The 24,566-nt window shown below is 67.7% G+C and carries 22 protein-coding genes; 14 read left to right on the plus strand and 8 right to left on the minus strand.

The annotated features are described in order from the left end of the window. Positions 1–9 precede the first annotated feature (9 nt). A complete protein-coding gene (gene dnaE, locus ACQY8B_RS13275; RefSeq protein WP_422087122.1) occupies positions 10–3,528 on the minus strand; it encodes a DNA polymerase III subunit alpha in 3,519 nt (1,172 codons plus the stop codon). Between the two features lie 145 nt (positions 3,529–3,673). On the opposite strand from dnaE, the gene ACQY8B_RS13280 reads away from it, so the two are divergent. The 5 genes from ACQY8B_RS13280 to ACQY8B_RS13300 all read left to right on the plus strand — a co-directional run bounded on the left by ACQY8B_RS13280 (position 3,674) and on the right by ACQY8B_RS13300 (position 8,953). Beyond that, positions 3,674–4,465, plus strand: a complete 792-nt coding sequence (locus ACQY8B_RS13280; protein WP_422087123.1) for a sulfurtransferase — start codon at positions 3,674–3,676, stop codon at positions 4,463–4,465. A gap of 27 nt (positions 4,466–4,492) precedes the next feature. Further along, positions 4,493–5,203, plus strand: a complete 711-nt coding sequence (locus ACQY8B_RS13285; RefSeq protein WP_422087124.1) for a response regulator — start codon at positions 4,493–4,495, stop codon at positions 5,201–5,203. Beyond that, complete coding sequence (locus ACQY8B_RS13290) at positions 5,160–6,707, plus strand: sensor histidine kinase (RefSeq protein WP_422087125.1); 1,548 nt, start codon at positions 5,160–5,162, stop codon at positions 6,705–6,707. Before ACQY8B_RS13285 ends, ACQY8B_RS13290 begins: the two co-directional genes overlap by 44 nt. Positions 6,708–6,852: 145 nt before the next feature. After that, a complete protein-coding gene (locus ACQY8B_RS13295) occupies positions 6,853–7,374 on the plus strand; it encodes a tripartite tricarboxylate transporter TctB family protein (protein ID WP_422087126.1) in 522 nt (173 codons plus the stop codon). Positions 7,375–7,378: 4 nt separating this feature from the next. Next, positions 7,379–8,953: a tripartite tricarboxylate transporter permease gene (locus tag ACQY8B_RS13300; RefSeq protein ID WP_422087127.1), complete on the plus strand. Its 1,575-nt coding sequence runs from the start codon at positions 7,379–7,381 to the stop codon at positions 8,951–8,953. 75 nt (positions 8,954–9,028) lie between these two features. On the opposite strand, the gene ACQY8B_RS13305 is transcribed toward ACQY8B_RS13300, so the two are convergent. From ACQY8B_RS13305 to ACQY8B_RS13320, 4 genes are all read right to left on the minus strand, one after another. Next, positions 9,029–9,952, minus strand: a complete 924-nt coding sequence (locus ACQY8B_RS13305; RefSeq protein WP_422087128.1) for a pirin family protein — start codon at positions 9,950–9,952, stop codon at positions 9,029–9,031. Positions 9,953–10,112: 160 nt separating this feature from the next. Further along, positions 10,113–10,664, minus strand: a complete 552-nt coding sequence (locus ACQY8B_RS13310; protein ID WP_422087129.1) for a flavodoxin family protein — start codon at positions 10,662–10,664, stop codon at positions 10,113–10,115. Between the two features lie 109 nt (positions 10,665–10,773). After that, positions 10,774–11,190 (minus strand): DoxX family protein, encoded by a 417-nt coding sequence (locus ACQY8B_RS13315; protein ID WP_422087130.1) that lies wholly within the window; start codon positions 11,188–11,190, stop codon positions 10,774–10,776. Positions 11,191–11,267: 77 nt separating this feature from the next. Continuing rightward, a complete protein-coding gene (locus ACQY8B_RS13320; RefSeq protein ID WP_081270110.1) occupies positions 11,268–11,969 on the minus strand; it encodes a pirin family protein in 702 nt (233 codons plus the stop codon). A gap of 160 nt (positions 11,970–12,129) precedes the next feature. Here ACQY8B_RS13320 and ACQY8B_RS13325 point away from each other — a divergent pair, with 160 nt between their 5' ends. The 5 genes from ACQY8B_RS13325 to ACQY8B_RS13345 all read left to right on the plus strand — a co-directional run bounded on the left by ACQY8B_RS13325 (position 12,130) and on the right by ACQY8B_RS13345 (position 17,241). Next, positions 12,130–13,083: a LysR substrate-binding domain-containing protein gene (locus ACQY8B_RS13325; RefSeq protein WP_422087131.1), complete on the plus strand. Its 954-nt coding sequence runs from the start codon at positions 12,130–12,132 to the stop codon at positions 13,081–13,083. Positions 13,084–13,201: 118 nt separating this feature from the next. Next, positions 13,202–14,302, plus strand: coding sequence for an NAD(P)/FAD-dependent oxidoreductase (locus ACQY8B_RS13330; protein WP_422087132.1), 1,101 nt, complete (start codon positions 13,202–13,204; stop codon positions 14,300–14,302). Between the two features lie 7 nt (positions 14,303–14,309). After that, positions 14,310–15,233 (plus strand): tRNA glutamyl-Q(34) synthetase GluQRS, encoded by a 924-nt coding sequence (gene gluQRS / locus ACQY8B_RS13335; protein WP_422087133.1) that lies wholly within the window; start codon positions 14,310–14,312, stop codon positions 15,231–15,233. Continuing rightward, on the plus strand, positions 15,233–15,988 hold the full coding sequence (gene trmB / locus ACQY8B_RS13340) for a tRNA (guanosine(46)-N7)-methyltransferase TrmB (RefSeq protein ID WP_422087134.1): 756 nt from the start codon (positions 15,233–15,235) through the stop codon (positions 15,986–15,988). The genes gluQRS and trmB overlap by 1 nt, the downstream gene beginning before the upstream one ends. 80 nt (positions 15,989–16,068) lie before the next feature. Next, positions 16,069–17,241, plus strand: coding sequence for an ABC transporter substrate-binding protein (locus ACQY8B_RS13345; RefSeq protein ID WP_422087135.1), 1,173 nt, complete (start codon positions 16,069–16,071; stop codon positions 17,239–17,241). 26 nt (positions 17,242–17,267) lie between these two features. On the opposite strand, the gene ACQY8B_RS13350 is transcribed toward ACQY8B_RS13345, so the two are convergent. Beyond that, entirely contained in the window at positions 17,268–17,990 is a 723-nt protein-coding gene (locus ACQY8B_RS13350; protein ID WP_422087136.1) for a Crp/Fnr family transcriptional regulator, read from the minus strand. A 119-nt stretch (positions 17,991–18,109) separates the two neighbouring features. On the opposite strand from ACQY8B_RS13350, the gene ACQY8B_RS13355 reads away from it, so the two are divergent. From ACQY8B_RS13355 to ACQY8B_RS13365, 3 genes are all read left to right on the plus strand, one after another. Further along, positions 18,110–18,700 carry an HD domain-containing protein gene (locus ACQY8B_RS13355; RefSeq protein ID WP_285411851.1) on the plus strand — a complete coding sequence of 197 codons (591 nt, stop codon included), beginning with the start codon at positions 18,110–18,112 and terminating at the stop codon, positions 18,698–18,700. A gap of 23 nt (positions 18,701–18,723) precedes the next feature. After that, positions 18,724–19,491 carry a class II aldolase/adducin family protein gene (locus ACQY8B_RS13360; protein WP_081270119.1) on the plus strand — a complete coding sequence of 256 codons (768 nt, stop codon included), beginning with the start codon at positions 18,724–18,726 and terminating at the stop codon, positions 19,489–19,491. Between the two features lie 144 nt (positions 19,492–19,635). Beyond that, positions 19,636–21,921, plus strand: a complete 2,286-nt coding sequence (locus ACQY8B_RS13365) for a glycoside hydrolase family 3 N-terminal domain-containing protein (RefSeq protein WP_422087137.1) — start codon at positions 19,636–19,638, stop codon at positions 21,919–21,921. Between the two features lie 18 nt (positions 21,922–21,939). Here ACQY8B_RS13365 and ACQY8B_RS13370 read toward each other — a convergent pair whose 3' ends face one another. After that, positions 21,940–22,293 carry a hypothetical protein gene (locus tag ACQY8B_RS13370; RefSeq protein ID WP_422087138.1) on the minus strand — a complete coding sequence of 118 codons (354 nt, stop codon included), beginning with the start codon at positions 22,291–22,293 and terminating at the stop codon, positions 21,940–21,942. A gap of 475 nt (positions 22,294–22,768) precedes the next feature. Between ACQY8B_RS13370 and ACQY8B_RS13375 the strand changes: the two genes are divergently transcribed. Continuing rightward, positions 22,769–23,119 (plus strand): VOC family protein, encoded by a 351-nt coding sequence (locus ACQY8B_RS13375; RefSeq protein WP_422087139.1) that lies wholly within the window; start codon positions 22,769–22,771, stop codon positions 23,117–23,119. A gap of 19 nt (positions 23,120–23,138) precedes the next feature. Here the strand turns inward: ACQY8B_RS13375 and ACQY8B_RS13380 are convergent, their stop codons facing one another. Then, positions 23,139–24,437: an aspartate carbamoyltransferase gene (locus ACQY8B_RS13380; RefSeq protein WP_422087140.1), complete on the minus strand. Its 1,299-nt coding sequence runs from the start codon at positions 24,435–24,437 to the stop codon at positions 23,139–23,141. Between the last annotated feature and the right edge of the window lie 129 nt (positions 24,438–24,566).

The raw sequence follows: 24,566 nt of genomic DNA on the forward strand, positions 1-24,566 counted from the left end.
GCGCCTCGCTCAGTCGTAGACGATCTGCGCCTTGCCGGCCTCTGCCTGCGCGGTCCAACTGGCCAGTGCCGCGTCGGTAGGGAAGAACTTGGCGCGTTCGCCCAGCTGCAGTTCGACCTGCGCACCGCCGCGCGCCATCGACAGCCGCACCGGCAGGCCCTGGACCAGGTCGCCGACCTCGGTCTGCTCGGTGCGCGGCGGAAAGTCCTTGACCAGGCGTGCGATGTCGGGCGCCTTGCCGTTCACCGCCACGCGCAGGAACTTGCCGAAGCGGCAGCGCGCCGTGGCCAGGTCCCACACCTGCTGCACCTGGAAGCGCGCCTCGAAGCCGCCGCGCGCCGGTTGCAGCCGGCCGCTGACGATGACGAGTTCGTCGTCCTTCAGCGTGTTGCGGTTGGCGTTGATGGTCGCCTCGTCGGCGGTGGCGTCGATGGCCTCCGACTTGTCGTCGAGCTTGAAGATCGCCAGCCGGCCGCGCTGGCCGTTGATCACGCGGAAGTCGCTCACGATGCCGGCAATGACCTGCTGGTCGCGGCTGTCGAGCAGGTCGCCGATCTCGCGCTTGCAGAAGCGCCGCACTTCGTGCGAGACCTCGTCGAACAGGTGGCCCGACAGATAGAAGCCCACGGCCGTCTTCTCGAGCGTCAGGCGTTCCTTCACGCCCCACGGCGTGGCGTCGACCAGGTCGGGCTCTGCCGTGGCCGAGCCGTGTTCGCAGTCGCCGAAGATGTCGACCTGCGAGGCATTGGCCGCGGTCGCGCTGGCGAACTCGAAGGCCCGGTCGACCGAAGCGATCAGCGACGCGCGGTTCTGCTGGATGGAGTCGAAGGCGCCGGCCTTGATGAGCGCTTCCACCGTGCGCTTGTTGATGCGCTGGCGGTCGATGCGCACGCAGAAGTCGAACAGGCTCTTGAACGGGCCGCCCTCTTCGCGCGCCCGCACCACGGCCTCGACCGCGAGCTGGCCCGTGCCCTTGACTGCCCCCAGCCCGTAGCGAATGACGCGGTCGGTCACGGGCTCGAAGCGGTAGTTGCCGCGGTTCACGTCAGGCGGCTCGAAGGTGATGCCGAAGTTCTTCTGGGCGTCTTCGAACAGCAGCTTGAGCTTGTCCGTGTCGTCCATTTCCACGGTCATGTTGGCGCAGAAGAACTCGGCCGTGTAGTGGACCTTGAGCCAGCCCGTGTGGTACGCCAGCAGCGAGTAGGCCGCGGCGTGCGACTTGTTGAAGCCGTAGCCCGCGAACTTCTCCATCAAGTCGAAGATTTCGTCGGCCTTGTCCTGGACGATGCCGTGCGTGGCAAGCGCACCGGCGCGGAACTTCTCGCGGTGCTCGGCCATTTCCTCGAGCTTCTTCTTGCCCATGGCGCGGCGCAGCAAGTCGGCGCCGCCGAGCGAGTAGCCGCCCAGGATCTGCGCGGTCTGCATCACCTGCTCCTGGTAGACCATGATCCCGTAGGTCTCGGAGAGCATCTCGGCCACGGCCGGGTGCGGGTACTCGACCTCCTCGCGGCCGTGCTTGCGCGCCACGAAGCTGGGAATCAGGTCCATCGGGCCCGGGCGGTAGAGCGCGTTCAGCGCGATCAGGTCTTCCAGCCGCGTGGGGCGCGCATCTTTCAGCATGCCCTGCATGCCGCGAGATTCGAACTGGAACACCGCTTCCGTCTTGCCTTCGGAGAACAGCCGGTAGGTGGCCGCGTCGTTCAGCGGGATGTTCTCGAACGCGAAGTTCTCCTGGCCCTTGTGGCGCTTCATGATGAACTCGCGCGCAATCTCCAGGATGGTGAGCGTGGCAAGGCCCAGGAAGTCGAACTTCACGAGGCCGATGGCTTCGACGTCGTCCTTGTCGTACTGGCTCACGGCAGATTCGCTGCCCGGCTGCTGGTAGAGCGGGCAGAAGTCGGTGAGCTTGCCCGGCGCAATCAGCACGCCCCCGGCGTGCATGCCGATGTTGCGGGTCATGCCTTCGAGCTTCTGCGCGAGCTCGACCAGCATGCGGACTTCTTCTTCCTTCTCGATGCGCTCCGCGAGCTGCGGCTCCATCTCGATGGCGTAGTTGTTCTTGTCGCCCTCGATCTTCTTCTCGGGCGGATACTGCAGCGTGACCGACATGCCGGGCTTGTTCGGGATCAGCTTGCTGATGCCGTCGCAGAACATGTAGCTCATGTCCAGCACGCGGCCCACGTCGCGGATGGCCGCGCGCGCGGCCATGGTGCCGAAGGTGGCGATCTGGCTCACGGCGTTGCGGCCGTACTTGTCCTTCACGTAGTCGATCACGCGGTCGCGGTTGCCCTGGCAGAAGTCGATGTCGAAGTCGGGCATCGAGACGCGCTCGGGGTTCAGGAAACGTTCGAACAGCAGCTTGTATTCGAGCGGGTCGAGGTCGGTGATCTTCAGCGCATAGGCCACCAGCGAGCCGGCACCCGAGCCCCGGCCCGGTCCCACCGGGCAGCCGTTTTCCTTGGCCCACTTGATGAAGTCGCCCACGATCAGGAAGTAGCCCGGGAAGCCCATGTTCAGGATCGTGTTGATCTCGAACTCGAGGCGCTCGACGTAGCGGGGGCGCTCGGCATTGCGCTTGGCCTCGTCGGGGTAGAGGTGCTTCAGGCGCGCCTCGAGCCCCTCGAACGACTCTTGGCGGAAGAACTCGCCGATGGGCATGCGCACGCCGTCGCTGATGAAAGGCGTGGGAAAGTCCGGCAGCTGCGGCTTGCCCAGCACCAGCGTCAGGTTGCAGCGCTTGGCGATCTCGACCGTGTTGGCCAGCGCGCTCGGCACATCGGCAAACAGGGCCTGCATCTCGGCGGTCGACTTGAAGTACTGCTCTTCGGTGAAGCGGCGCACGCGGCGCGGATTGCCCAGAATCTCGCCTTCGGAAATGCACACGCGCGCCTCGTGCGCCTCGTAGTCTTCGCGGGCCGCGAACTGCACCGGGTGCGTGGCCACCACCGGCAGACGCAGCCGCGCCGCGAGCTGCACGGCGGCAATGACGTGCGGCTCGTCTTCGGGACGGCCGGCGCGCTGCAGCTCGATGTAGAAGCGATGCGGAAAAATCCCCGCCAGTTGCAGCGCGAGTTCGGCAGCGCGCTCGCCCTGCCCCTGCAGCAACGGCTGGCCCAGCGGCCCGGCCTGCGCGCCCGACAGCGCGATCAGCCCGCCCGCCAGTTCCTGTACCCATTCCAGCTTGCAGGCCGCCTGCGACTGGCCGCGCGCCACGTTCTGCGTCCAGGCACGCGCCAGCAGCTCGGAGAGGTTCAGATAACCTTCCATGTTCTGCACCAGCAGCACGATGCGGGTCAGCGCACCTGGCTCCTTGCCCAGCCCGTCGATGAAGATCTCGGCGCCAATGACCGGCTTGACGCCCTTGCCCCGCCCCTGCTTGTAGAACTTGACCGCGCCGAACAGGTTATTCAGGTCGGTGATGGCCAGTGCAGGCTGCTTGTCGGCAGCCGCGGCCTTGATGACTTCATCGATTCGGTTGGTGCCGTCGACGACGGAAAACTCGGTGTGCAGGCGCAGGTGAACAAACATCCAGCCATTGTAGAAAGCACCGCATCCACCATGTGAGTTAGCGATACGAATTGCCCCCCGGCTTGCCACTTCGTGTGCTTCGCCACCCCCCGAGGGGGAGGCTCGGTGCCTTGGGGCGGCCCGGCGGCACCTAGAATCCCGCCCCGTGCAAGAGATTTTGAATATCGCGGCCTACAAGTTCGTGGCCATCGACGACAGCCCCGTGCTGCGTGAAGACCTGCGCGCCCGCGCCCAGGCCCTGGACCTCATGGGCACCATCCTGCTGGCGCCGGAGGGTATCAACCTGTTTCTGGCGGGTTCGGCAGACGGCGTCCGGGCTTTTCTGGCCCACCTGCGAGCCGACGCGCGCTTCGCCGACCTCGAGGCCAAGGAGAGCTGGTCCGCATCGCAGCCCTTTCGCCGCATGCTGGTGAAGCTCAAGCGCGAGATCATCCGCATGGACCACCCGGCCATACAGCCCTCCGCCGGCCGCGCACCCGGCGTGGACGCACCCACGCTCAAGCGCTGGCTCGACCAGGGCCATGACGACGAGGGCCGCGAAATCGCCCTGCTCGACACCCGCAACGGCTTCGAGGTCGACGAAGGCACCTTCGACGGCGCGATCGACTGGCGCATCGCCAAGTTCACCGAATTCCCGCCCGCCCTGAAGGAGCACCGCGCCGACTTCGCCGGCAAGACCGTGGTGAGCTTCTGCACCGGCGGCATCCGCTGCGAGAAGGCGGCCATCCTGATGCGCGAGGAAGGCATCGAGAACGTGCTGCAGCTCGAAGGCGGCATCCTCAAATACTTCGAGCAGGTCGGCGGCGCGCACTACCACGGCGACTGCTTCGTGTTCGACGGCCGGCGCGCACTGGCGCCCGACCTGAGCGCCCGCGCGGCCGACGCCAGCGCACGCGCTGCGGAAGACGTCGACCTGAACCTCGGCCTCAAGACCTGAGTTGACCTGAACCACCGGCAGCCTCCCATGCGCATCCTCCTGGTCGAAGACGAACTGGACATGGCCTCCTGGCTGATCCGCGCATTGACCCAGAGCGGCTTCGTCGCCGACCACGCGCCCGACGCGCGCACCGCCGAAGCCTTCATGGCCGGCACCGAATACGACGCCATCGTGCTGGACCTGCGCCTGCCCGACAAGCACGGCCTGACCGTGCTGGCCGACATGCGCAATGCCGACGACCGCACCCCGGTGCTGATCCTCACCGCGCAGGGCGCCCTGCAGGACCGCGTGCGCGGCCTGAACCTGGGCGCCGACGATTTCCTCTCCAAGCCTTTCGAGCTGGTCGAGCTGGAGGCCCGCCTGTCGGCGCTGGTGCGGCGCAGCCGCGGCAAGCAGCACCCGCGCCTGCAGTGCGCTTCTCTCTCCTACGACAGCCAGAGCCATGCCTTCACGCTGCGCGGCGCGCTGCTGTCGCTCACGCCGCGCGAGCAGGCGGCGCTGACCGCGCTGCTGATGCGCAGCGGCTCGCCGGTCGGCAAGTCGCAGCTCTTTGCCAAGGTGTTCACCAACGACAGCACTGCCGGCCCGGACGCCATCGAAGTGGTGCTGCACCGGCTGCGGCGCAAGCTGGCGGACAGCGACGTGCGCATCGTCACCGTGCGCGGCCTGGGCTACATGCTCGAAGGCATTGCCGATGGATCCGCAGCCTCGGCCGCCAACCCCATCGCCGGCGACTGAGCCGCAGCGCTTCGGCATCCGCACGCGGCTGCTGGCGCTGTTGCTGCCGGGGATGGTCACGCTGCTGGCGCTGGACAGCTGGAACGACTACCACGCGCTGACCGACTCGCTGGTGGCCGCCTACGACCAGAGCCTGCTCGAGCCCGTGCAGGCGCTGGCCAACGGCATCGTGGTCGCGAGCGACGGCAGCGTGCGCGTGCAGGAGCCCTTCTCGATCCAGGCCATGTTCGAGTCGACGCACCTGCGCTACAAGTACCTGCACGTGGGCGTGCAGCGCATTCCCAAGGGCGGCACGCTCGACGTGAACTCGCCCGAGACCACGCTCATGGGCGTGCCCGGCCTGCCCCGGCCCGCCGCCCGCCCCGCCGACGGCGTGCCGGTGTTCTACGACGCTTTGCACGAGCAGCACCGTGTGCGCGTGGCCGCGCTGCGCCAGACGGTGTACGACCACGTCCACCCCGGCGTGGCGTACAGCGTGCTGATCCAGGCGGCCGAGGGCATCGGGCCGCGCACCGAGGCCCAGTCGGAGTCGCTGCGCCAGGAGCTGCTGCGCGACACCCGCATGGTGCTGGTGATGGCGCTGCTGGTGTGGCTGGGCGTGGCCTGGACCCTGCGCCCGCTGGAGCGCCTGCGCCGCTCGCTGCGCGAGCGTTCGCGCGACGACCTGAAGCCGCTCGACGCCAATGGCGTGCCCAAGGAAGTGGTGCCGCTGGTCGATGCGGTCAACCACCACATCGCGAGCCATCGGCGCATGGTAGAAGAGCAATCGCAGTTCCTGGCCGATGCCTCGCACCAGCTGCGCACGCCGTTGAGCATCCTCTCCATCCAGGCCGGCTACGCGGTGCGCGAGACCGATCCGGCGCGCATGCGCGAGTCGCTGCATGCCATCGTCGCGCAGCTGGCGCGCACGCGTCGCCTGAGCGAACAGCTGCTCGCGCTGGCCCATTCCACCACCGAAGGCGAAGCCGCCCGGGCCGAACCCGCGGTGGTCGACCTCAACGCCATCGCACGCGGCGTCGTGCTCGAGTACCTTCCGCTCGCGCGCGAGAACGACCAGGACCTGGGCTGGGTCGATGCGCGCAGCGATGCCGCTCCCGACGACGATGGCGAAGAAAACGACACGCCCGTGCTGCCGGTGCTCGCCAACGCGGCGGAGCTTCATGAAGTGCTCGCGAACCTCGTGCACAACGCACTCAAGTACACGCCGCGCGGCGGCAACATCACCGTGACCGTGCGGCGCGATGCTTCGTCGGCGCTGGCGGAGGTACGGGACAACGGCCCCGGCATCGCGCCCGAGCGGCGCGAGAGCGTGTTCGAGCGCTTTCACCGCGACCCGGCCGTGGATGCTGGCGCGGCACACGGTGCGGGCCTCGGCCTGACCATTGCGCGCGGCTACGCGCGGCGCAACGGCGGCGAGATCGAACTCGACAGCGCGGGCATGCCCGAGAGCAACACCGGCGGCGGACTGCGCGCCACGCTGAGGCTGCCGCTGCACCTCGCCTGAGGGCCATTTTTGCTAGGGTTTCACCGGATACGCCGGTACGTGATTACACGTATTTTGAGGCTCCACAGGCCGCTTGCGCCCCACCCGAAAGGGGATTGAAAGCCTCGATTCCTAGACTGCCCTCCTTCCAAATCGAAGGAGACTTATGCAGCACCAGCTCGGTGAAGATCCGGCCTCGCACGCGCCCCGGCCCGCTTCCAGATTCAAGAAAGACTACTACGGCGGCGCCCTGCTGATCGTCATCGGACTTGCCGCGGTTTACGCCGGCATCGGCTACCGCGTGGGCGAGCTCGCGCACATGGGCCCGGGCTTCTTCCCGGTGGCGCTGGGCGCGCTGCTGGCGCTCACGGGCCTGCTCATCGCGGTGTCCGCGCGCGGCGAAAAGCCCGCATCCGAAGAAGCCGTCTCGCACGGCCATCCGGTCGGCATGCCCGACATCCGCGGCGGCGTCTGCATCATCCTGGGCATCCTCGCGTTCCTGCTGTTCGGCGAGTACGGCGGCCTGCTGCCGGCGACCTTCGCCATCGTGTTCATCTCGGCGCTCGGCGACCGCGACAACACGCTGACCGAAGCAGTGCTGCTTTCGCTCGCGATGTCGTTCATCGCGGTGGTCGTCTTCTGGTGGGCGCTCAAGCTGCAGCTCCCCCTGTTCCAGTGGGGAGGCTGAGATCATGATCGGTCAATCGCTACATGACCTGTGGTTCGGCTTCGGCGTCGCCTTCCAGGGCTCGAACCTGCTGTGGTCCTTCTTCGGCGTGCTGGTGGGCAACCTGATCGGCGTGCTGCCGGGCATGGGCGCGCTGCAGGCCATCTCTATCCTGCTGCCGCTCACCTACGTGATGCACCCGGTGCCCGCCATCCTGATGCTGGCCGGCATCTTCTACGGCTCGCAGTACGGCGGCGCCATCGGCGCCATCCTGATGAACATGCCGTCCCACCCGCCGCATGCGGTGACCTGCCTGGACGGGTACCCCATGACCAAGCAGGGCAAGGGGGGCGTCGCGCTCGGGGTGACGATGATCGCCTCGTTCTTCGCGGCGTCGGTCGGCATCATCGTGATGATCTTCGCCTCGCCGCTGCTGGTGCAGATCGCGTTCAAGTTCGGCCCGACCGAGATCTTCTCGATCATGCTGCTGGGCCTGCTGGCCGGCTCCACCATGTCGCGCGGCTCGCCGCTCAAGGGCGTGGCCATGACGCTGTTCGGCCTGCTGTGCGGCGTGGTCGGCACCGACGTGAACAGCGGCAGCTTCCGCTTCGCGTTCGGCCTGCCTGAACTGAGCGACGGCCTGGAACTGGTGGCGATCTCGATGGGCCTGTTCGGCGTGGCCGACTTCCTGCTCAACGTGAACCGCATGAAGGCCATCGGCGACACCGGCACGCTCAAGCTCAGCGACATGCGCCCGAGCAAGGAAGAGCTCAAGCGCGCCTTCCCCGCGATGATCCGCGGCACCATCGTCGGCACGGTGTTCGGCGCGATGCCCGGCACGGGCCCGACCATCACCACCTTCATCGCCTACGCGCTGGAGCGCAAGGTGTCGAAGACGCCGAACAAGTTCGGCACCGGCATGATCGAAGGCGTGGCAGGCCCCGAGGCCTCTGCGCACTCGAAGACGCAGGTCGACTTCATCCCGACGATGAGCCTGGGCATTCCGGGCGACGCGGTGATGGCGCTGATCCTGGGTGCGCTGCTGATCCAGGGCATCCAGCCCGGCCCGCAGCTCATCACCGAGCATCCGGACATCTTCTGGGGCCTGATCGCCTCGTTCTGGATCGGCAACGTGATCCTCGTCATCCTGAACGTGCCGATGATCGGTGTGTGGGTGAAGCTGCTGAAGGTGCCCTACAAGTACCTGTTCCCTGCCGCGATGTTCTTCATTGCGACGGGCGTGTACAGCACGCAGAACAGCCTGTTCCAGATCTGGGAAGTGCTGGTGTTCGGCATCGTCGGCGCGGTGCTGATGACGCTGGAGTTCTCGGTCGCGCCGATTCTGCTGGGCTTCGTGCTCGGGCCGATGGTGGAAGAGAACTTCCGCCGCGCCCTGCTGCTCTCGCGCGGCGACATGTCGGTGTTCGTGACCCGTCCGATCAGCGGCACCTTCATCGGCCTGTGCGCACTGCTGCTGCTGGGCGTGGGCTACTCGGCATGGCGCGGTCGCGGCGGCCGCAAGGCAATGATGGACCTGCCCAAGCCGCCTGAAGGCGCTCCACCCGCGGAGGCTGCCTCGATGGGCGGCGGCGGCAAGTAAGCCGAACCTGCTTTCCGTTCCACCAAGAAGAAGGCCCGCTGATGCGGGCCTTCTTCATTTTCGAGCGGGTCTGTCTCAGACAGGTGTAGTGCCGGTGTCCGGCTCGCGCACGCCGAAGGGCTTGCCCGGCAGCGGAATGAACTCGGTTTCTCCGGGCACGTGGCCCATGCGTTGCGCCGCCCAATCGGCACCGGCCTCGAGGATGCGCTCGCGCCGGCTCGATACGAAGTTCCAGGTGATGTAGCGCGGTCCGTCGAGCGGCTCGCCGCCGATCACCATCAGGCGCACGGCGGTATCGGCCGTCAGCACCGCGCCCCGCCCGGCGGGCAGCACGGCCATGGTGTGCGCGGGCACCAATTCGCCATCGACGCTCGCATCGGCGTCGACCGTGTACACGGCCAGTTCCGGCGCCAGCGCGGGCAGCTCGAAGCGGCCACCGGCCGGCAATGCGATGTCGAGGTACACGGTCTGCGACAGCGTCTTGACCGGCGAGCGCACGCCGAAGGCTTCGCCCACCAGCACGCGCACATCGACGCCCTGTACCACCACTTCCGGGATGGCGCCGGCGGGCGTGTGCTCGAAGCTCGGCTCGACCTCTTCATGCGCCTGCGGCAGCGCGGCCCACAGTTGCAGGCCGTGGTTCTCGTAGGTGTCGGCCTTGAGGCGATCGGGCTTGCGCTCGGAGTGCACGATGCCGCGCCCCGCGGTCATCCAGTTGATGGCGCCGGGCAGGATCTCCTGCACGCTGCCCAGGCTGTCGCGATGCATCATCGCGCCCTTGAAGAGATAGGTGACCGTGGACAGGCCGATGTGCGGATGCGGCCGCACGTCGTGCTCGCTGCCCGGCACTTCGGTGGCGGGGCCGAAGTGGTCGAAGAACACGAACGGCCCGACCGAACGGCGCTGCGCCGCCGGCAGCAGCCGCCGCACCTTGAAGCCACCGCCCAGGTCCTTGTCGTGCGGTCGAAGCAGTTGAGTCTCTGGAATGGCGTCGGTCATCGTGTTCTCCATGATGAGTGAGTGATCAGCTTTGTTCGTCGCGGCCCATTCGCGGCCCATTCGCGGGACAGCGCGGAACCGGCTTTGCCGGGCCGCCGGTGTCGCCCCCGGTGAGGGGGTTGGCGAAGCGACACGAAGTGCGCGAAGCCTGGGGGTGGTTTCAACCCCGCGATCTTGCCACCGTGGCAATGCGCTCGCCGAATGCGCGGGCGGTGTCGAAATCGCCCTTGAGCATTTCGGCGGGGCTGGCGTCGGAGGGCGATTGCGTCAGCAGGCCGCCGTAGCCGCCCACGTAGTTCATCGAGTCGCGCGTGGCGGCCTTGTTGTTGGTCGGCAGGATGCCCATGCTGACCCAGATGCCGCTGTGCTGCATGGCCAGGGTCCACAGGTAAGTGAGGGTCGTGACCTTGTCGCCGTTCATGGTGGCGCTGTTGGTGAAGCCGGCGAAGAGCTTGTCTTTCCAGCCCTGCGTGTACCAGACCTTGGACGAGGCGTCGGCAAACTTCTTGAACTGCCAGCTCACGCCGCCCATGTAGGTGGGCGAGCCGAAGATGATGGCGTCGGCCGCCGCCAGCGTTTCCCAGCCGCCTTCGGGCAGGTTGCCGTCGGCGTCGATGGCGAGCAGCTGCGCGCCCGCGCCGTCTGCCACGGCTTGCGCCACGCGTTGGGTGTGGCCGTAGCCGGAATGGAAGACGATGACGATGTTTGCCATGAAATTTCTCCGAGGTGAAATGAGTGCGCGTGTTCGTTGTTCGGGGTGTGTGCGAAGGTCACCGGGTGGCTCCCTCCGCGAATGTCCCCCGGCCTGGAAAACCGGAAGATTACTTCTTGTCGATGCTGAAACGGCCGGCACCGAAGGCTGCGAGCGCCAGCAGGCCACCGGCGATCGCCATGTTCTTGTTGAAGTTGATCTGCTGCATCATCTTCATCGCTTCGGGTGCAGACCAGTACTTGTGGAAGAACAGTGCGGTCACGATGGTGAAGACAGCCATCACGATGGCGGTCCAGCGCGTCTTGAAGCCCAGCAGCAGCGCAATGCCAAGGCCCAGTTCCACGATGATCGCGACGACCGCGGCCACTTCGGGCAACGGCAGGCCGGCCGAGGTGATGTAGCCGACGGTGCCGCCGAAGCCCATCAGCTTGCCGAAGCCAGCGGGAATGAACAGGTAGGCGATCAGGACGCGGCCGATCAGGGCCAGCGTGTCTTGTGCCGAACTGGTGGTGGTTGTGGTTGCCATGCTTGAAAAACTCCTCGGTTGTTGAAATTGAAAAAGGGACAGAAAAAAGCCGGGCGGCGGGCGCCCGGCAAGGGGGATCAGGCGGCCAGGTCGAACACCAGAACTTCGGCGTCCTTGCCGTCGGCCAGCGTCAGCTGCGATTCGCCCTCGAGCATCGCGGCGTCACCGCCCGCGAGCTTCTGGCCGTTCACTTCGAGCTCGCCGCGCACCAAGTGCACATAGCTCTTGCGCGCCGGGTCGAGCGCCAGGCTGGCTTTTTCTTCACCGTCGAGCAGGCCGGCGTACAGGCGTGCGTCGGCATGGACCTTCACCGAGCCGTCGCTGCCGTCGGGCGAAGCCACCAGGCGCAGCTTGCCGCGCTTCTCGGCGTCGCTGAACTGCTTCTGCTCGTAGCCGGGCTCGATGCCGCGCACGTTCGGCTGGATCCAGATCTGCAGGAAGTGCGTGGTCTCGTCGGCCTTGTGGTTGAACTCGCTGTGCATCACGCCGCGGCCCGCGCTCATGCGCTGCACGTCGCCGGGCGGAATGCTTTCCACGTTGCCCATGCTGTCCTTGTGCGCCAGTTCGCCCGACAGCACGTAGCTGATGATCTCCATGTCCTTGTGGCCGTGGGTGCCGAAGCCGGCGCCCGCCGCCACGCGGTCTTCGTTGATCACGCGCAGGTTGCCGAAGCCCATGTGGGCCGGGTCGTAGTAGTTGGCGAAGGAAAAGCTGTGGAACGAGCGCAGCCAGCCATGGTCGGCATAACCGCGTTCCTGTGATTTACGGACTTGCAACATCGTAGAACTCCTTTGGCCCTGCCCCGTGGGGATGCTCGGGCCTTCTTCGTATGCCGCGCCGGATGCGCAGCGGATGTAGGGAACTTTAGGTCCGCACCCCATTTGGAAAGACGCCGTGTTTTGATGGCACCATTCAAATAATTTGATCAATGGAGCCGCCATGCCCAGCCCCCGAGACGTACTCACCCCCGACGCCCTGGCCATGCTCCAGACCGTGGCCGCCACGGGCAGCTTTGCCGCCGCCGCGCGCACGCTCGACCTGGTGCCCAGCGCCCTGAGCTACCGGGTGCGCCAGATCGAGGACGCGCTCGACGTGCTGCTGTTCGACCGCAGCGCGCGCCAGGCGCGGCTGACCGAGGCCGGAGCTGAACTGCTGCGCGAGGCCGACCGGCTGCTCAAGGAAATCGACGCGGTGGCCAACCGCGTGAAGCGCGTGGCCACCGGCTGGGAGCCGATGCTGACCATCGCGGTCGACAGCGTGATCGCGCGCGACCCGCTGCTCGACCTGGCCACCGCCTTCTTCGCGCTCGAGCCGCCCACGCGGCTCAAGCTGCGCGACGAGACGCTGCTGGGCACCATCGAGGCGCTGACCAGCGGCGAAGCCGACCTGGCGATCGGCGCGGTGCTCGACGCGGCGAGCCTGGCTTTCACCGCTACCGGCATCCGCAGCCGGTTGATCGGCGAGCTGCGTTTCGTCTACGCCGTGGCGCCGCACCACCCGCTCGCACGCCTGCCACAGCCCCTCAGCGACGCCGTGATGCGCGGCCACCGCGCGGTGGCCGCCGCCGACTCCACGCGCCACGGCACGCCGATGACCGTCAACCTCGTGGGCGGGCAGGACGTGCTGACGGTGCCGAGCATGCAGGCCAAGATCGCGGCGCAGTTGCACGGGCTGGGCGGCGGCTTTCTTCCCGAGCCGATGGCGCGGCCGTACATCGAGGCGGGCCACCTCGTCGAGTTGAAGACCGAGCGCACGCCGCCGCTGGGTTCGATGCATTGCGCATGGCGCGTGCGCAGCGCGGGCAAGCCAGGGCGCGCGCTGGAGTGGTGGCTCGCGCAGTTCGAGCATGAAGGCACGCGGCGCGCATTGCTCGAACGGCACCGCGGTCGATGAGCATGACCCGGATTCGCACAGACGCGCTAAGGGTGTGCCCTCAGGCAAAGCCCCCGCCGGACCGATGTAGAGTGCAGACACATCCAACAGCCTCCCATCCAGAAGAAAAGAGTCCGTCATGACCTCTCGCGCAACTGCAAAACCCGCCGACCGCCACCGAACCCCGGCCACCCCGCGCCCCTCGCCCCCGTCACGGCACTACGCCGTCGTTGGCGCCGGCATCGCCGGGGTGGCTTGCGCCCGAACGCTGGTGCAGGCCGGCCACAAGGTCACGCTGTTCGAACGCGGGGCCACGGCCGGCGGCCGCATGGCCAGCGTCGACACCGCTTTCGGCCGCTTCGACAGCGGCGCCCAGTACTTCACCGTGCGCGACCCGCGCTTCGCGCTGGCCCTCGAAAACACGCCCGGCGTCTGCAAGCGCTGGAGCGCCAACCTCGTGCGCGTGCTCGACGCCCACGGCCGCGTGGCCGAGGCCGCCCTGCCCTCGCTCGAATCGCACTGGGTGGCGCAGCCCGGCATGGACGCACTGGTAGCCTGCTGGGCCAAGCCGCTGGGCGACAGCCTCATCACCGGCACGCAGGTCACGCAGATCGAACCCGATGCGCTCGACCCCAAGCGCTGGCAGCTGCGCACTGCTGGCGCCGAGGACTCCCTTCACGTCTATTCCGGTTTCGACGCCGTGCTGCTCGCCGTGCCGCCTTCGCCCACGCGCGCCTTGCTGGACGGCGACAGGCTTTCGGCCCGGCTCGCAGCCAAGGTCGAACCGGTACGCATCGCGCCCTGCTGGACGCTGATGATTGCCTACCCCCAGGCCAACCAGCCCAACATGTCGCACCTCGGCCCGCAATGGAACGCGGCGCGCAGCACCCACCACCGCGTGGCATGGCTGGCGCGCGAATCGTCCAAGCCCGGCCGCGAGCCGGTCGAGCGCTGGACGCTGCAGGCCAGCGCCACCTGGTCGCAGGAGCACCTGCGCGACACGCCCGCGCGCGTCGAAGCCAAGCTGCTGCGCGCCTTCGCCGAGATCACCGGCATCCATGCCACGCCCGCGCACGCCCAGGCCCTGTGCTGGAACGAAGCGCAGACGCAAGTGCCAGTGGGCACCACGCACCTCTGGGACGCCAAGGCCCGCATCGGCGTGGCCGGCGACTGGTGCATCGGCCATCGCGTGGAAGACGCCTTCCTCTCGGGCCTGTCGCTCGCGCTCGCCGTCATCTGAACGGGAGATGAGGGAGACCGGCCGCTTCGCGCCCTCGCCCACCGGCCCGCTGCACGCGGGCTCGCTGGTGGCCGCGCTCGCCAGCTGGCTCGACGTGCGCGCGCGCGGGCCGCAGGCGCGCTGGCTGGTGCGCATCGAGGATGCAGACACCGAGCGCTGCCTGCCCGGCATGGGGGAGCGCATCCTCCAGCAGCTTGCCGACTGCGCCCTGCTGCCCGACGAGCCCCCGGTATGGCAGACACAGCGCACCGCGCACTACGAGGCCGCGCTGGGGCGGCTGAAAGATCGCGGGTTGGCCTACCCCTGCGGCTGCTCGCGCAAGGACATCGACGAGGCGCTCGCACGGCTCGGCCAGCGGCATGAACGGCACGGCGAGCGGGTGTACCCCGGCACCTGCCGCGACGGCCTGCACGGCAAGCCGGCGCGCGCCTGGCGCTTTGCCACCGAGAAATTCGAAGCAAGCCAGCCGCCCGGCGAACTCTGCTTCACCGACCGCCGCCTGGGCCGCCAGCGCCAGGACGTCAGCCGAGAGGTTGGCGACTTCGTGCTGCGGCGTGCCGACGGCCCCTGGGCCTATCAGCTCGCCGTGGTGGTCGACGACGCCGAACAGGGCGTGACCGACGTGGTCCGCGGCGAAGACCTCACCGACAACACCGCGCGCCAGATCCTGCTGCAGCGCGCGCTCGGCTTCCCCACGCCGACCTATTTGCACACGCCGCTGGTGCGCGCCGCCGACGGCGACAAGCTGTCCAAGCAGAACGGCGCCGCCGCCATCGACACCGGCACGCCGGCAGCCGCGCTGGCCGCGCTCGACGCCGCCGCGCGCGTGCTCGGCCTGCGGCCCGCCGCGGCCGCCGCGGCCGCCGATTGCACTGGCGCGCTGGCCTCCTGGGTGCCCGAATGGCGCGCTCTCTACAATTCGCGGCCGTAATGAACCTTCCCGACACCGTGCCCAACGACCTCCCGCGCAGCGACGACGCGCCCGCCCCCGACGACGACGCGGACAAGCCGCATCCGCTGCATCGCCGCCTCAAGAGCTTCGTGAAGCGCGCCGGCCGCACCACCGATGGCCAGGCACGCGCCTTTGCCGAACTGGGCCCGTTGTACCTGGTGCCCTACAAGCCCGAGCCGCTCGACCTGACGGCGGCCTTCGGCGGCCGCGCCGGCCCCACCGTGCTGGAAATCGGCTTCGGCATGGGCGAGGCCACCGCGCACATCGCGACGGTGCTGCCAGAGACCAACTTCTTCTGCTGCGAGGTGCACGAGCCCGGCGTGGGCGCGCTGCTCAAGCGCATCGGCGAGCAGTCGCTGCCGAACATCCGCATCTGCGCGCACGACGCGGTCGACGTGCTCGACCACATGCTGCAGCCCGGCACGCTGGCCGGCGTGCACGTGTTCTTCCCCGACCCGTGGCACAAGAAGCGGCACAACAAGCGCCGCCTGATCCAGCCCGAATTCGTGACCAAGCTCGCGCAGCACCTGCGCCCCGGCGGCTACATCCATTGCGCCACCGACTGGCAGCCCTATGCCGAGCAGATGCTCGAGGTGCTGTCGGGCGAGCCGCTGCTGCGCAACACGGCCGAGGGCTACGCGCCCAAGCCCGACTACCGCCCGCTCACCAAGTTCGAGAACCGGGGCATCAAGCTGGGCCACGGCGTGTGGGACCTGGTTTTCGAGCGCGCCTAGGGCAAGTCTGGAGCCGGCCCGGGCTTTCCCCCTGGCCTCGAAATTGCTACACTTTTTTACTAACGGTAAAAAGGTGTCACATGAGCACATCGCGCAGGGAATGGCTGGGCAAGGCTTGCGGTGCCTTGCTTCTGGGAAGCGGTATCGGCGCCATGCATCCGGCCATGGCGCAATCCACGCGCGCGGCACCGGCCGGCGCACCACGCGTGGTGCTTCTGGGCCAATCGGTGCCGCTCACCGGCGGCGCCTATGAAATCGGCACCGCATTCGCCGCCGGCAGCCGCCTCGCGGTGAGCGATTTCAATGAACGCAACGCCGCCAACGGCCTGCAACTGAAGCTGCTGCAGCTCGACGACGGCTATGACGCGGCGCGCGCCACCACCAACGCACGCACCCTGCTGACCACCAACAAGGCCGACATGCTGTTCGGCTTCGTCGGCACCGCCAGCAGCGAAGCCGGCGCCAATGTGGCCACGCAACAGGGCAGCCTGCTGTTCGCGCCCTTCGCGGCCTCCGACACACTGCGCGGCGCCGACCACCCCAACGTGTTCCACGTGCGCCCCGGCATGATCGACGAGGCCCTGAAGATCGTGCGCCAATGCGCCACCGTGGGGCAGACCCGTGTCGCGCTGGTGGGCGACGACGACGCCATGGGCCGCGCCGGCCTCGCGGCCGTGCAGCAGGCCGCGAGCGAACTCAAGCTGCCGCCGCTGGTGGCGACCGCGCTGGTGCCGGCCGACGGCGACAAGCTCGACGCCGCGCTGAAGACCGTGCAGCAGCAATCGCCGCAGGCCATCGTGCTGGTGTCGCTCTCGGGCACCACGGCCAACGCCATCCGCAAGCTGCGCAAGAGCGGCTACACGGGGAACTTCATGGCCTTCTCGATCGTCGGCATCGACCCGCTCTACGCCACGCTGGGCAAGGACATCGGCGGCATCGTCATCTCACAGGTGGTGCCCTCGCCGCGGCCGTCGGCCATCCCGATCGTCAAGGAGTACCTGGCGGCGGTCGACAACTCCGACCAGACCGCGTCGTATGAAGGACTCGAGGGCTTCATCGCCGCCAAGGCCGCCGGCGAAGCGGTACGGCGCGCGGGCAAGGGATTCAACACCGCGAGCCTGCAGCGCGTGATGACCGGCATGACCGACTACGACGTCGGCGGCTTCCGCATCAACCTGCGCCCGGGCCTGCGCGACAACGTGCGCAACATCGACCTCATCAGCATTTCGTCGGACGGCCGCGTGCTGCGCTGAGGCGCGGCCGCACGTCGAACGGCACCTCAGCCGGTGCGCACCAGCGCCTGCAGCGCGCCGAGCGACAGCAGCTCGATGCGGCCATAGCCCAGCGCAACCACGCCCTCGGCCGCCAGCGCATTGAGCTCCTTCGACAGCGTCTGGCGCGTCACGCCCAGCATCATCGCCAGCGCCTCCTGCGGCAGCGCCACGTTGCTGCGCGTGTGCGGCGACTGCGTGGCGTCGCCGCGCGCCAGCACCAGCAGCCGGTGCGCCACGCGGGCGCGCAGGCCGCGCAGCGTGGCGTCTTCGGCCAATCCGTAGAGCATGCGCACGCGCGCGGCCAGCATCGCCGCGATGGCGTTGGCGAACACGCCGTCGCGCATCAGCTGCACGAAGGCCTCGGGCGGCACCACCAGCAGGTCTAGCGCTTCGAGCGCGGTGGCGTCGTGCGTGCGCGGCGAGCCGTCGATAAGCGTGATTTCGCCGAACCAGTTGCCCGGCTCCAGCACCGCGAGGATGGCCTCGCGCCCGTCCTGGCGCAGCGATGAAATCTTGATGCTGCCGGCCACCAGCCCGTAGAAGCCGCCACCCGCCGCGTTGATGGTGTCACCCTGGCGGAACACCATCGCGCCGCGCCGCACATGCAGCAGTTCGGCCGCACCCACCAGCGCCTCGCGCTGCGCGCGCGGAATGCTGGTGAACCACGGATTGCCTTCCAGCGCCGCGCGATGCGGGGGTGAAAGTCGGGTCTTGGGAGCAGCGGCCATGGGCAGGAAGCCGCGCGAGGCGGGGGTTTACCAGAACGCCGCATTGTCAAATTCTTGACAGTTCAGCGTCAAGCACGGGCATACAGTGGCCGCTACCCCCAAGAACGGAGACTCCCACGATGAACGCACGCGCAAGTTTCAAGAGCATGCAGGAAAGCACGCGCGAAGACTGGCAACTGATCGGCGGCGAATTCATGCAGTTCACGGGCGGCCTGCCCGCACGCGTGATCAAGCACCTGCAGATTCTCGAAGGCGACTACGGCGGCTTTCCGGTCGACCGCTACACCCATTCGCTGCAGACCGCCACGCGCGCCCTGCGCGACGGCCGCGACGAGGAATACGTGGTGTGCGCGCTGCTGCACGACATCGGCGACACGCTGGGCAGCTTCAACCACCCCGACATCGCCGCCGCCATCCTGAAGCCCTTCGTGAGCGAGGCCAACCACTGGATGGTGCAGAACCACGGCATCTTCCAGGGCCACTACTTCTTCCACCACATCGGCCTCGACCGCAACATGCGCGACAACTTCAAGGACCATCCGCACTACGAGCGCACGGCCGAGTTCTGCGCGCTCTACGACAACCCCGCCTTCGACCCCAAGGCCGAAACGCTGCCCATCGGCGAATTCGAGCCCATGCTGCGCCGCGTGATGGCGCAGCCGAAGCAGAGCATCTACAAGGCCGCGCTGACCGAACCCGCGGCCGCCTGACCCCACCTCCAGGACACAACCCCATGAACGCCTTCTCCCAACCCGAAATCCAGAAGCTCGTCTCCGCCGAGGAGTGGCAGCTTCGCGTCGACCTTGCCGCCTGCTACCGCCTGGTGGCGCTCTACGGCTGGAGCGACCTGGTCTTCACGCACATCAGCGCGCGCATTCCGGGCCCCGAGCATCACTTCCTGATCAACCCCTACGGCCTGATGTTCGACGAGATCACCGCGTCGAGCCTGGTCAAGGTCGACCAGCAGTGCAACAAGATCATCGACTCGCCCTACCCCGTGAACCCGGCGGGCTTCGTGATCCACAGCGCGGTGCATGCGGCGCGCGAAGACATCCAGTGCGTGCTGCACACCCACACCAAGGCCGGCATTGCCGTGAGCGCGCAGAAGAACGGCGTGCTGCCCATCAGCCAGCAGTCGACCTTCGTGCTGGCATCGCTGGCCTATCACGACTACGAAGGCGTGGCCTTCCGCGACGACGAGAAGCCGCGCCTGCAGGCCGACATGGGCAATGCCAACTTCCTCATGCTGCGCAACCACGGCCTGCTGACCTGCGGCAAGACCATTGCCGACGCCTTCCTGTCGATGTACACCTTCGAGAACACCTGCCAGATCCAGATTGCGGCACAGTCGGGCGGCAGCGAACTCACGCACGTGAACCCGAAGATCGTCGAAGGCGTGGGCCAGGCCATGAAGGTGCAGACCGGCGGCCTGGGCGGCTCGTTCGTCTGGCCTTCGCTCATTCGCAAGCTGGACCGCATCGACGACAGCTACAAGCAATAAGCCACGCCGGTCACCGGTTTCCACGGCTGCCACCGCCTGCGCGACGGGTGTTGGCGGCCATTTTTTTTGGCGCGCCGCGGGGCCTGAAGCAGCGCGCATCCATTTCCGCCAGGGCGACTGCCGCTATCTGCAGAATAGACGCCCATGCAAGTCCGATCCCCGCGCCCCTCGGCGCTCTCTCTCGTCCCCGCCTGCGCCTTTCTCCTTTCCCTGGCGCTCATTGCCCCATCCGCATCGGCCGCCCCTGATGCGGCGGATGCCGACGCCCGCATCGAGGCGCTCATCGCCCGCATGACGCCGCAGGAAAAAGCCGGGCAGCTCAGCCTGTACGGCCCCGCCGAGATCGACACGCCCAACAACCCCCAGGCCGGCTGGCGCAATGCGCAGCAGGAAACGGCCGACGTGCGCGCCGGCCGCCTCACCGGCCTGTTCAACAACGCGGGCCTCGAGGGCAAGCGGCGGCTGCAGCAGATCGCGGTGAAGGAGTCTCGGCTGGGCATTCCGCTGATCTTCGGCGCGGACGTGATCCACGGTTTTCGCACGATGTTCCCGATGCCGCTGGCCGAGGCCTCGAGTTGGGAGCCCGCGCTGGCCGAACGCACGGCACGTGCCGCGGCGGTCGAGGCCACGGCCGATGGTTTCCGCTGGACCTTCGCGCCGATGGTCGACATCGCACGCGACGCACGCTGGGGCCGGGGCCTGGAGGGCGCCGGCGAAGACGTGCTGCTGTCGAAGCGCTTCGCCGCCGCCCGCGTGCGCGGCTTCCAGGGAAGCGATCTTTCGCGCCCCGACGCGATGCTGGCCACGCCCAAGCACTTCGCGGCCTACGGCGCGGCCGAGGGCGGGGTCGACTACAACGTGAGCGACATCTCGGAACGCACCTTGCGCGAGGTCTATCTGCCGCCGTTCCGCGCGGCCATCGACGCGGGCGCGCTGTCGGTCATGAGTGCCTTCAACGAGATCGGCGGCATCCCCTCCACCGCCAATCACGACCTGCTGACCGGCGTGCTGCGCGACGAATGGAAGTTCAAGGGCTTCGTGGTCTCCGACTACACGGCCGACGAGGAACTGGTCGAGCACGGCTACGCCGCGAACCCGCGCGAGGCCGCCAAGCAGGCCTTCCTGGCCGGCACCGACGTCAGCATGCAGAGCGGCCTCTACATTCGCTACCTGCCCGACCTCGTGGCCTCGGGCGAAGTGCCGATGGCGCGGCTCGACGAGGCGGTGCGCCGCGTGCTGCACGTCAAGCAGAAGCTCGGCCTGTTCGACGACCCGATGCACGGCCTCGACGGGCCGCCCGCGTCTCAACGCGCGGAGAACCCGGAGTTCATCGCGCTGGCCCGCGAGTCCGCGCGCCGCTCCATCGTGATGCTGAAGAACGACCGCATGCTGCTGCCGCTGCCCAAGGCCGGCACGAAGATCGCGCTGATCGGCCCCTTCGCCGAAGGCACTGTCGATCTGATGGGCGCCTGGAGCCTGTTCCCCGGGCAGTCGGCGCCGGTGGGCATCGACCAGGGGCTGCGCGCGGCGCTCGGTGCCAACTCGTCGGTCACCGTGGTGCGCGGCTCGGGCATCGGCATGGCACTGCCCGGCGGCATCGACGCCGCGGTGGCCGCCGCGCGCAATGCCGACGTGGTGGTACTGGCCATCGGCGAGAGCGAGAAGATGTCGGGCGAGGCGCGTTCGCGCAGCGACATCGGCCTGCCGCAGGCGCAGCAGGACCTCGCCGAAGCCGTGGCCGCCACCGGCAAGCCGGTGGTCGTTCTGCTGAGCAATGGCCGCGCGATGGCGCTGAAAGGCGCGGTGCGCAACGCACGCGCCATCCTCGTCACCTGGTTCCTCGGCCTGCAGACAGGCGGTGCCATCGCCGACGTGGTGTTCGGCGACTTCAATCCCTCGGGCAGGCTGCCGGTGAGCTTTCCGCAGACCGCGGGCCAGGTGCCCTACTACTACGCCCACAAGCGCACCGGACGGCCCTCACCCGAGGGCGCGCCGGGCATGTCCTTCAAGAGCCGCTATCTCGACGCGACCCACGAGGCGCTCTACCCCTTCGGCTTCGGCATCGGCTATGCGCCGGTGCGCTACGACGACGTGGAGCTGAGCCAGGAGCGCATCACCATGTCGGACACGCTGCGCGTGCGCGCCACCGTCACCAACACCGGGCAGCGCGATGCGGAAGAAGTGGTGCAGCTCTACGTGGCCGAGCGCGCGGCCAGCGTGACGCGGCCTGTGCGCGAGCTCAAGGACTTTCGCAAGCTGAGCATCGCGCCCGGCGCATCGGCGCAAGTCGAATTCACGCTCACCAAAGACGACCTGCAATTCATCGGCCGGGACATGAAGCCCACGGTCGAGCCCGGCGAGTTCGACCTGTGGGTGGCGCCTTCGGCTGCCGGCGGCATCCGCAAGCGCTTCGTTCTCACGCGCGACTGAAGACGGTAGCGCCAAGCCTCATTCGCCGGATGCGCTCGATGTGTTCGGCAGGTTCGCAGATGCCACCGGCGGTGCCACCTGCGATTCCATGACCTCCGTCGGATGGATGCCGGTGTTGGCGCGGATCGCGTCGGCCTGCACCTGTGCGCGGTCGAGGCCGCTCACGGCCGGCGCGGGCTGCGACTCCAGCACCTCGGTGGCGTGCATGCCGTTGTTGGCACGCACGGCATCTGCGGACACTGCATCGCGCGACTGCGTCGACTGCGACATCTGCGGATAGTCGGGATCGGCGCGCCCGCTCGCATGCGCGAGCGAGGCCAACACCAGCGCGGGCACAGCGGCGATGCACAGGGTGACGGTACGAACTCTCATGTCTGTCTCCTTGAGTGGTAGTGATGCTTTCACTCTAGGACGCTGCACTTATCGGCCTGTGAGTGGCTGCTTAAGCTGCGGTGAGAGTTCGCTTAGATGGGCATGAGCGGCCGCTTCGCGCCTGGCTCTATATTTGGTCGTTCCCCTACTCGGAAAGCCGCCTCGTGAAAGCAACGGATCCCACAGCCTCTGCCACTTCGATTCGCCGAGCCCCGCCCCAGGACGCAAAAGATATCGAGAGGCTCTACAGCGAACTTGTCGACAGTCCCCATCTCTGCGTACTGCCGGAGCGCATCGCCGAACTGGCGACCGACTGCGAGACCAGTCCGGACATGGACGCAAGCAAGGCATGAATCGAGATCGTCGGCTCCGACTGACACGCGAATCGATGGACGAACATCCGCGTCGAAGGCGACCTGCTGCACACCGAGCGCAACGGACTCGCCCAGACCTTCACCATCAGAAAGCCCACCCCATGAAAGTCAAGCGCATCGTCGCCAACATCGCAACACCCGCTCCTGCGCGCGCCGCCGTTTTCTACAAGGACGTGCTCGGCCTCGACCTGCTCATGGACCACGGATGGATCCAGACCTACGGCTCGCAAGCGGAAATGGCGGTGCAGCTGAGCTTCGCGTCGGAAGGAGGATCTGACACGCCGGTGCCCGACCTGTCGATAGAGGTGGACGACGTCGACACGGCCTTCGAGCGCATGGAGGCCGCGGGCTTCGCCATCGAGTACGGACCGGTCGACGAACCATGGGGCGTGCGCCGCTTCTACGTGCGCGATCCCTTCGGCAAGCTGGTCAACATCCTCGCGCACGCCTGAGCCACTGCGCAGAGCGGACTCAGTCGAGCCCGTGGAACACGCTGTCGTCCGGCCCGATGTGGGACGGCGGCGTCCACGCGGCGTCGCGCATGGAACGGCTCACCAGCTTGTCCACGCCCAGCAGCGTGGCGAAGATCGCCATGCGCACCGGGATGCCGTTGTCGGTCTGGCGGAAGATGGCCAGGCGCGGGTCGTTGTTCAGGTCGGTGCTCAGGTCGTGCGAACCCGGCCGGCCGTCCCGCGGCAGAGGGTGCATCACCACCACGTCCTGCTTGCAGGCCGATTCGATCAGCGCGCGATTGATCTCGAACGCGTTGTCGAAGCCTTCCAGCACCTCGTCGTTCGCGAAGCGTTCTTTCTGGATGCGCGTGGCGTAGATGATGTCGGCGCCGGCAAGTGCCTGCGCCGGCGTGGCGGCGGTTTCCACCACGTGGCCGTTGCGGCTCACGGCCTCCACGATGGCGGCCGGCATCGCGAGCGAGGGCGGCGAGATCAGCGTGAACTTCAGGCCCTTGTACAGCGCGAGCAGCTTGATGAGCGAATGCACGGTGCGGCCGTATTTCAGGTCGCCGACCATCGCGATGTGCGCGCCGTCGACCAGCTTGCCCAGCCGCGAGAACTCGCGCTGGATGGTGTACAGGTCTAGCAGCGCCTGGCTCGGGTGCTCGCCCGGGCCGTCGCCGCCGTTGATGACCGGCACGTTGGTGGCGCGCGCGAACTCGGCGACCGAGCCCTGCTCGGGGTGGCGCACCACCATCGCGTCGACATAGCCGCCGATCACCCGGCTGGTGTCGTAGATCGACTCGCCCTTGGCCATCGACGAGAAGGTGAAGCCGGTGGTGTCGCACACCGAGCCGCCGAGCCGGCAGAAAGCGGCGCCGAAGCTCACGCGGGTGCGCGTGCTGGCTTCGAAAAACAGGTTGGCCAGCACGGCACCTTCGAGCACGCGGCTGACCTTGCGCCGGCGCGCGATGGGCTGCATGACGTCGGCAAGCTGGAACAGTTCGTCGATGGCGTCGCGGTTGAGCTGGTTGACCGACAGCAGGTGATGCGCCCCGCCTGTGGCCATTGCCTTGCGCAAGGCACCTTCATGTGCGCTTTGCGTATATTCTTCGCGCCGACCGTTCGAAGCCAGGATTTCGCTGACGAAGCGCCGCGCGACCTCGGGCATGGCCCTGAATTCATTGGATTCGTCAGGCAGGAGCCAGGCGTCCAGCGCCCTCCTCCGGCTGCCGATGCGTTCGGCAAAGGCGTCGCGCGTCATGTTGAGTTGACGCATCGCGTCGCGGAGGAGCACCTGTTGCGGCATGTTGTTCATGGGCCGCGAATATATACTCAATGCGTATATTTTTAAAGCGCTGAAGCAAAAACTTATCGCTGAATCTTCCTGGCGGGTTTCTTCGCGGCCTGGCGCAGCGTGCACTGCCGCAGGGTCGCGCCCGAACCG

The sequence above is a fragment of the Variovorax sp. genome, from assembly GCF_965279555.1.
Lineage (GTDB): Bacteria > Pseudomonadota > Gammaproteobacteria > Burkholderiales > Burkholderiaceae_C > Variovorax.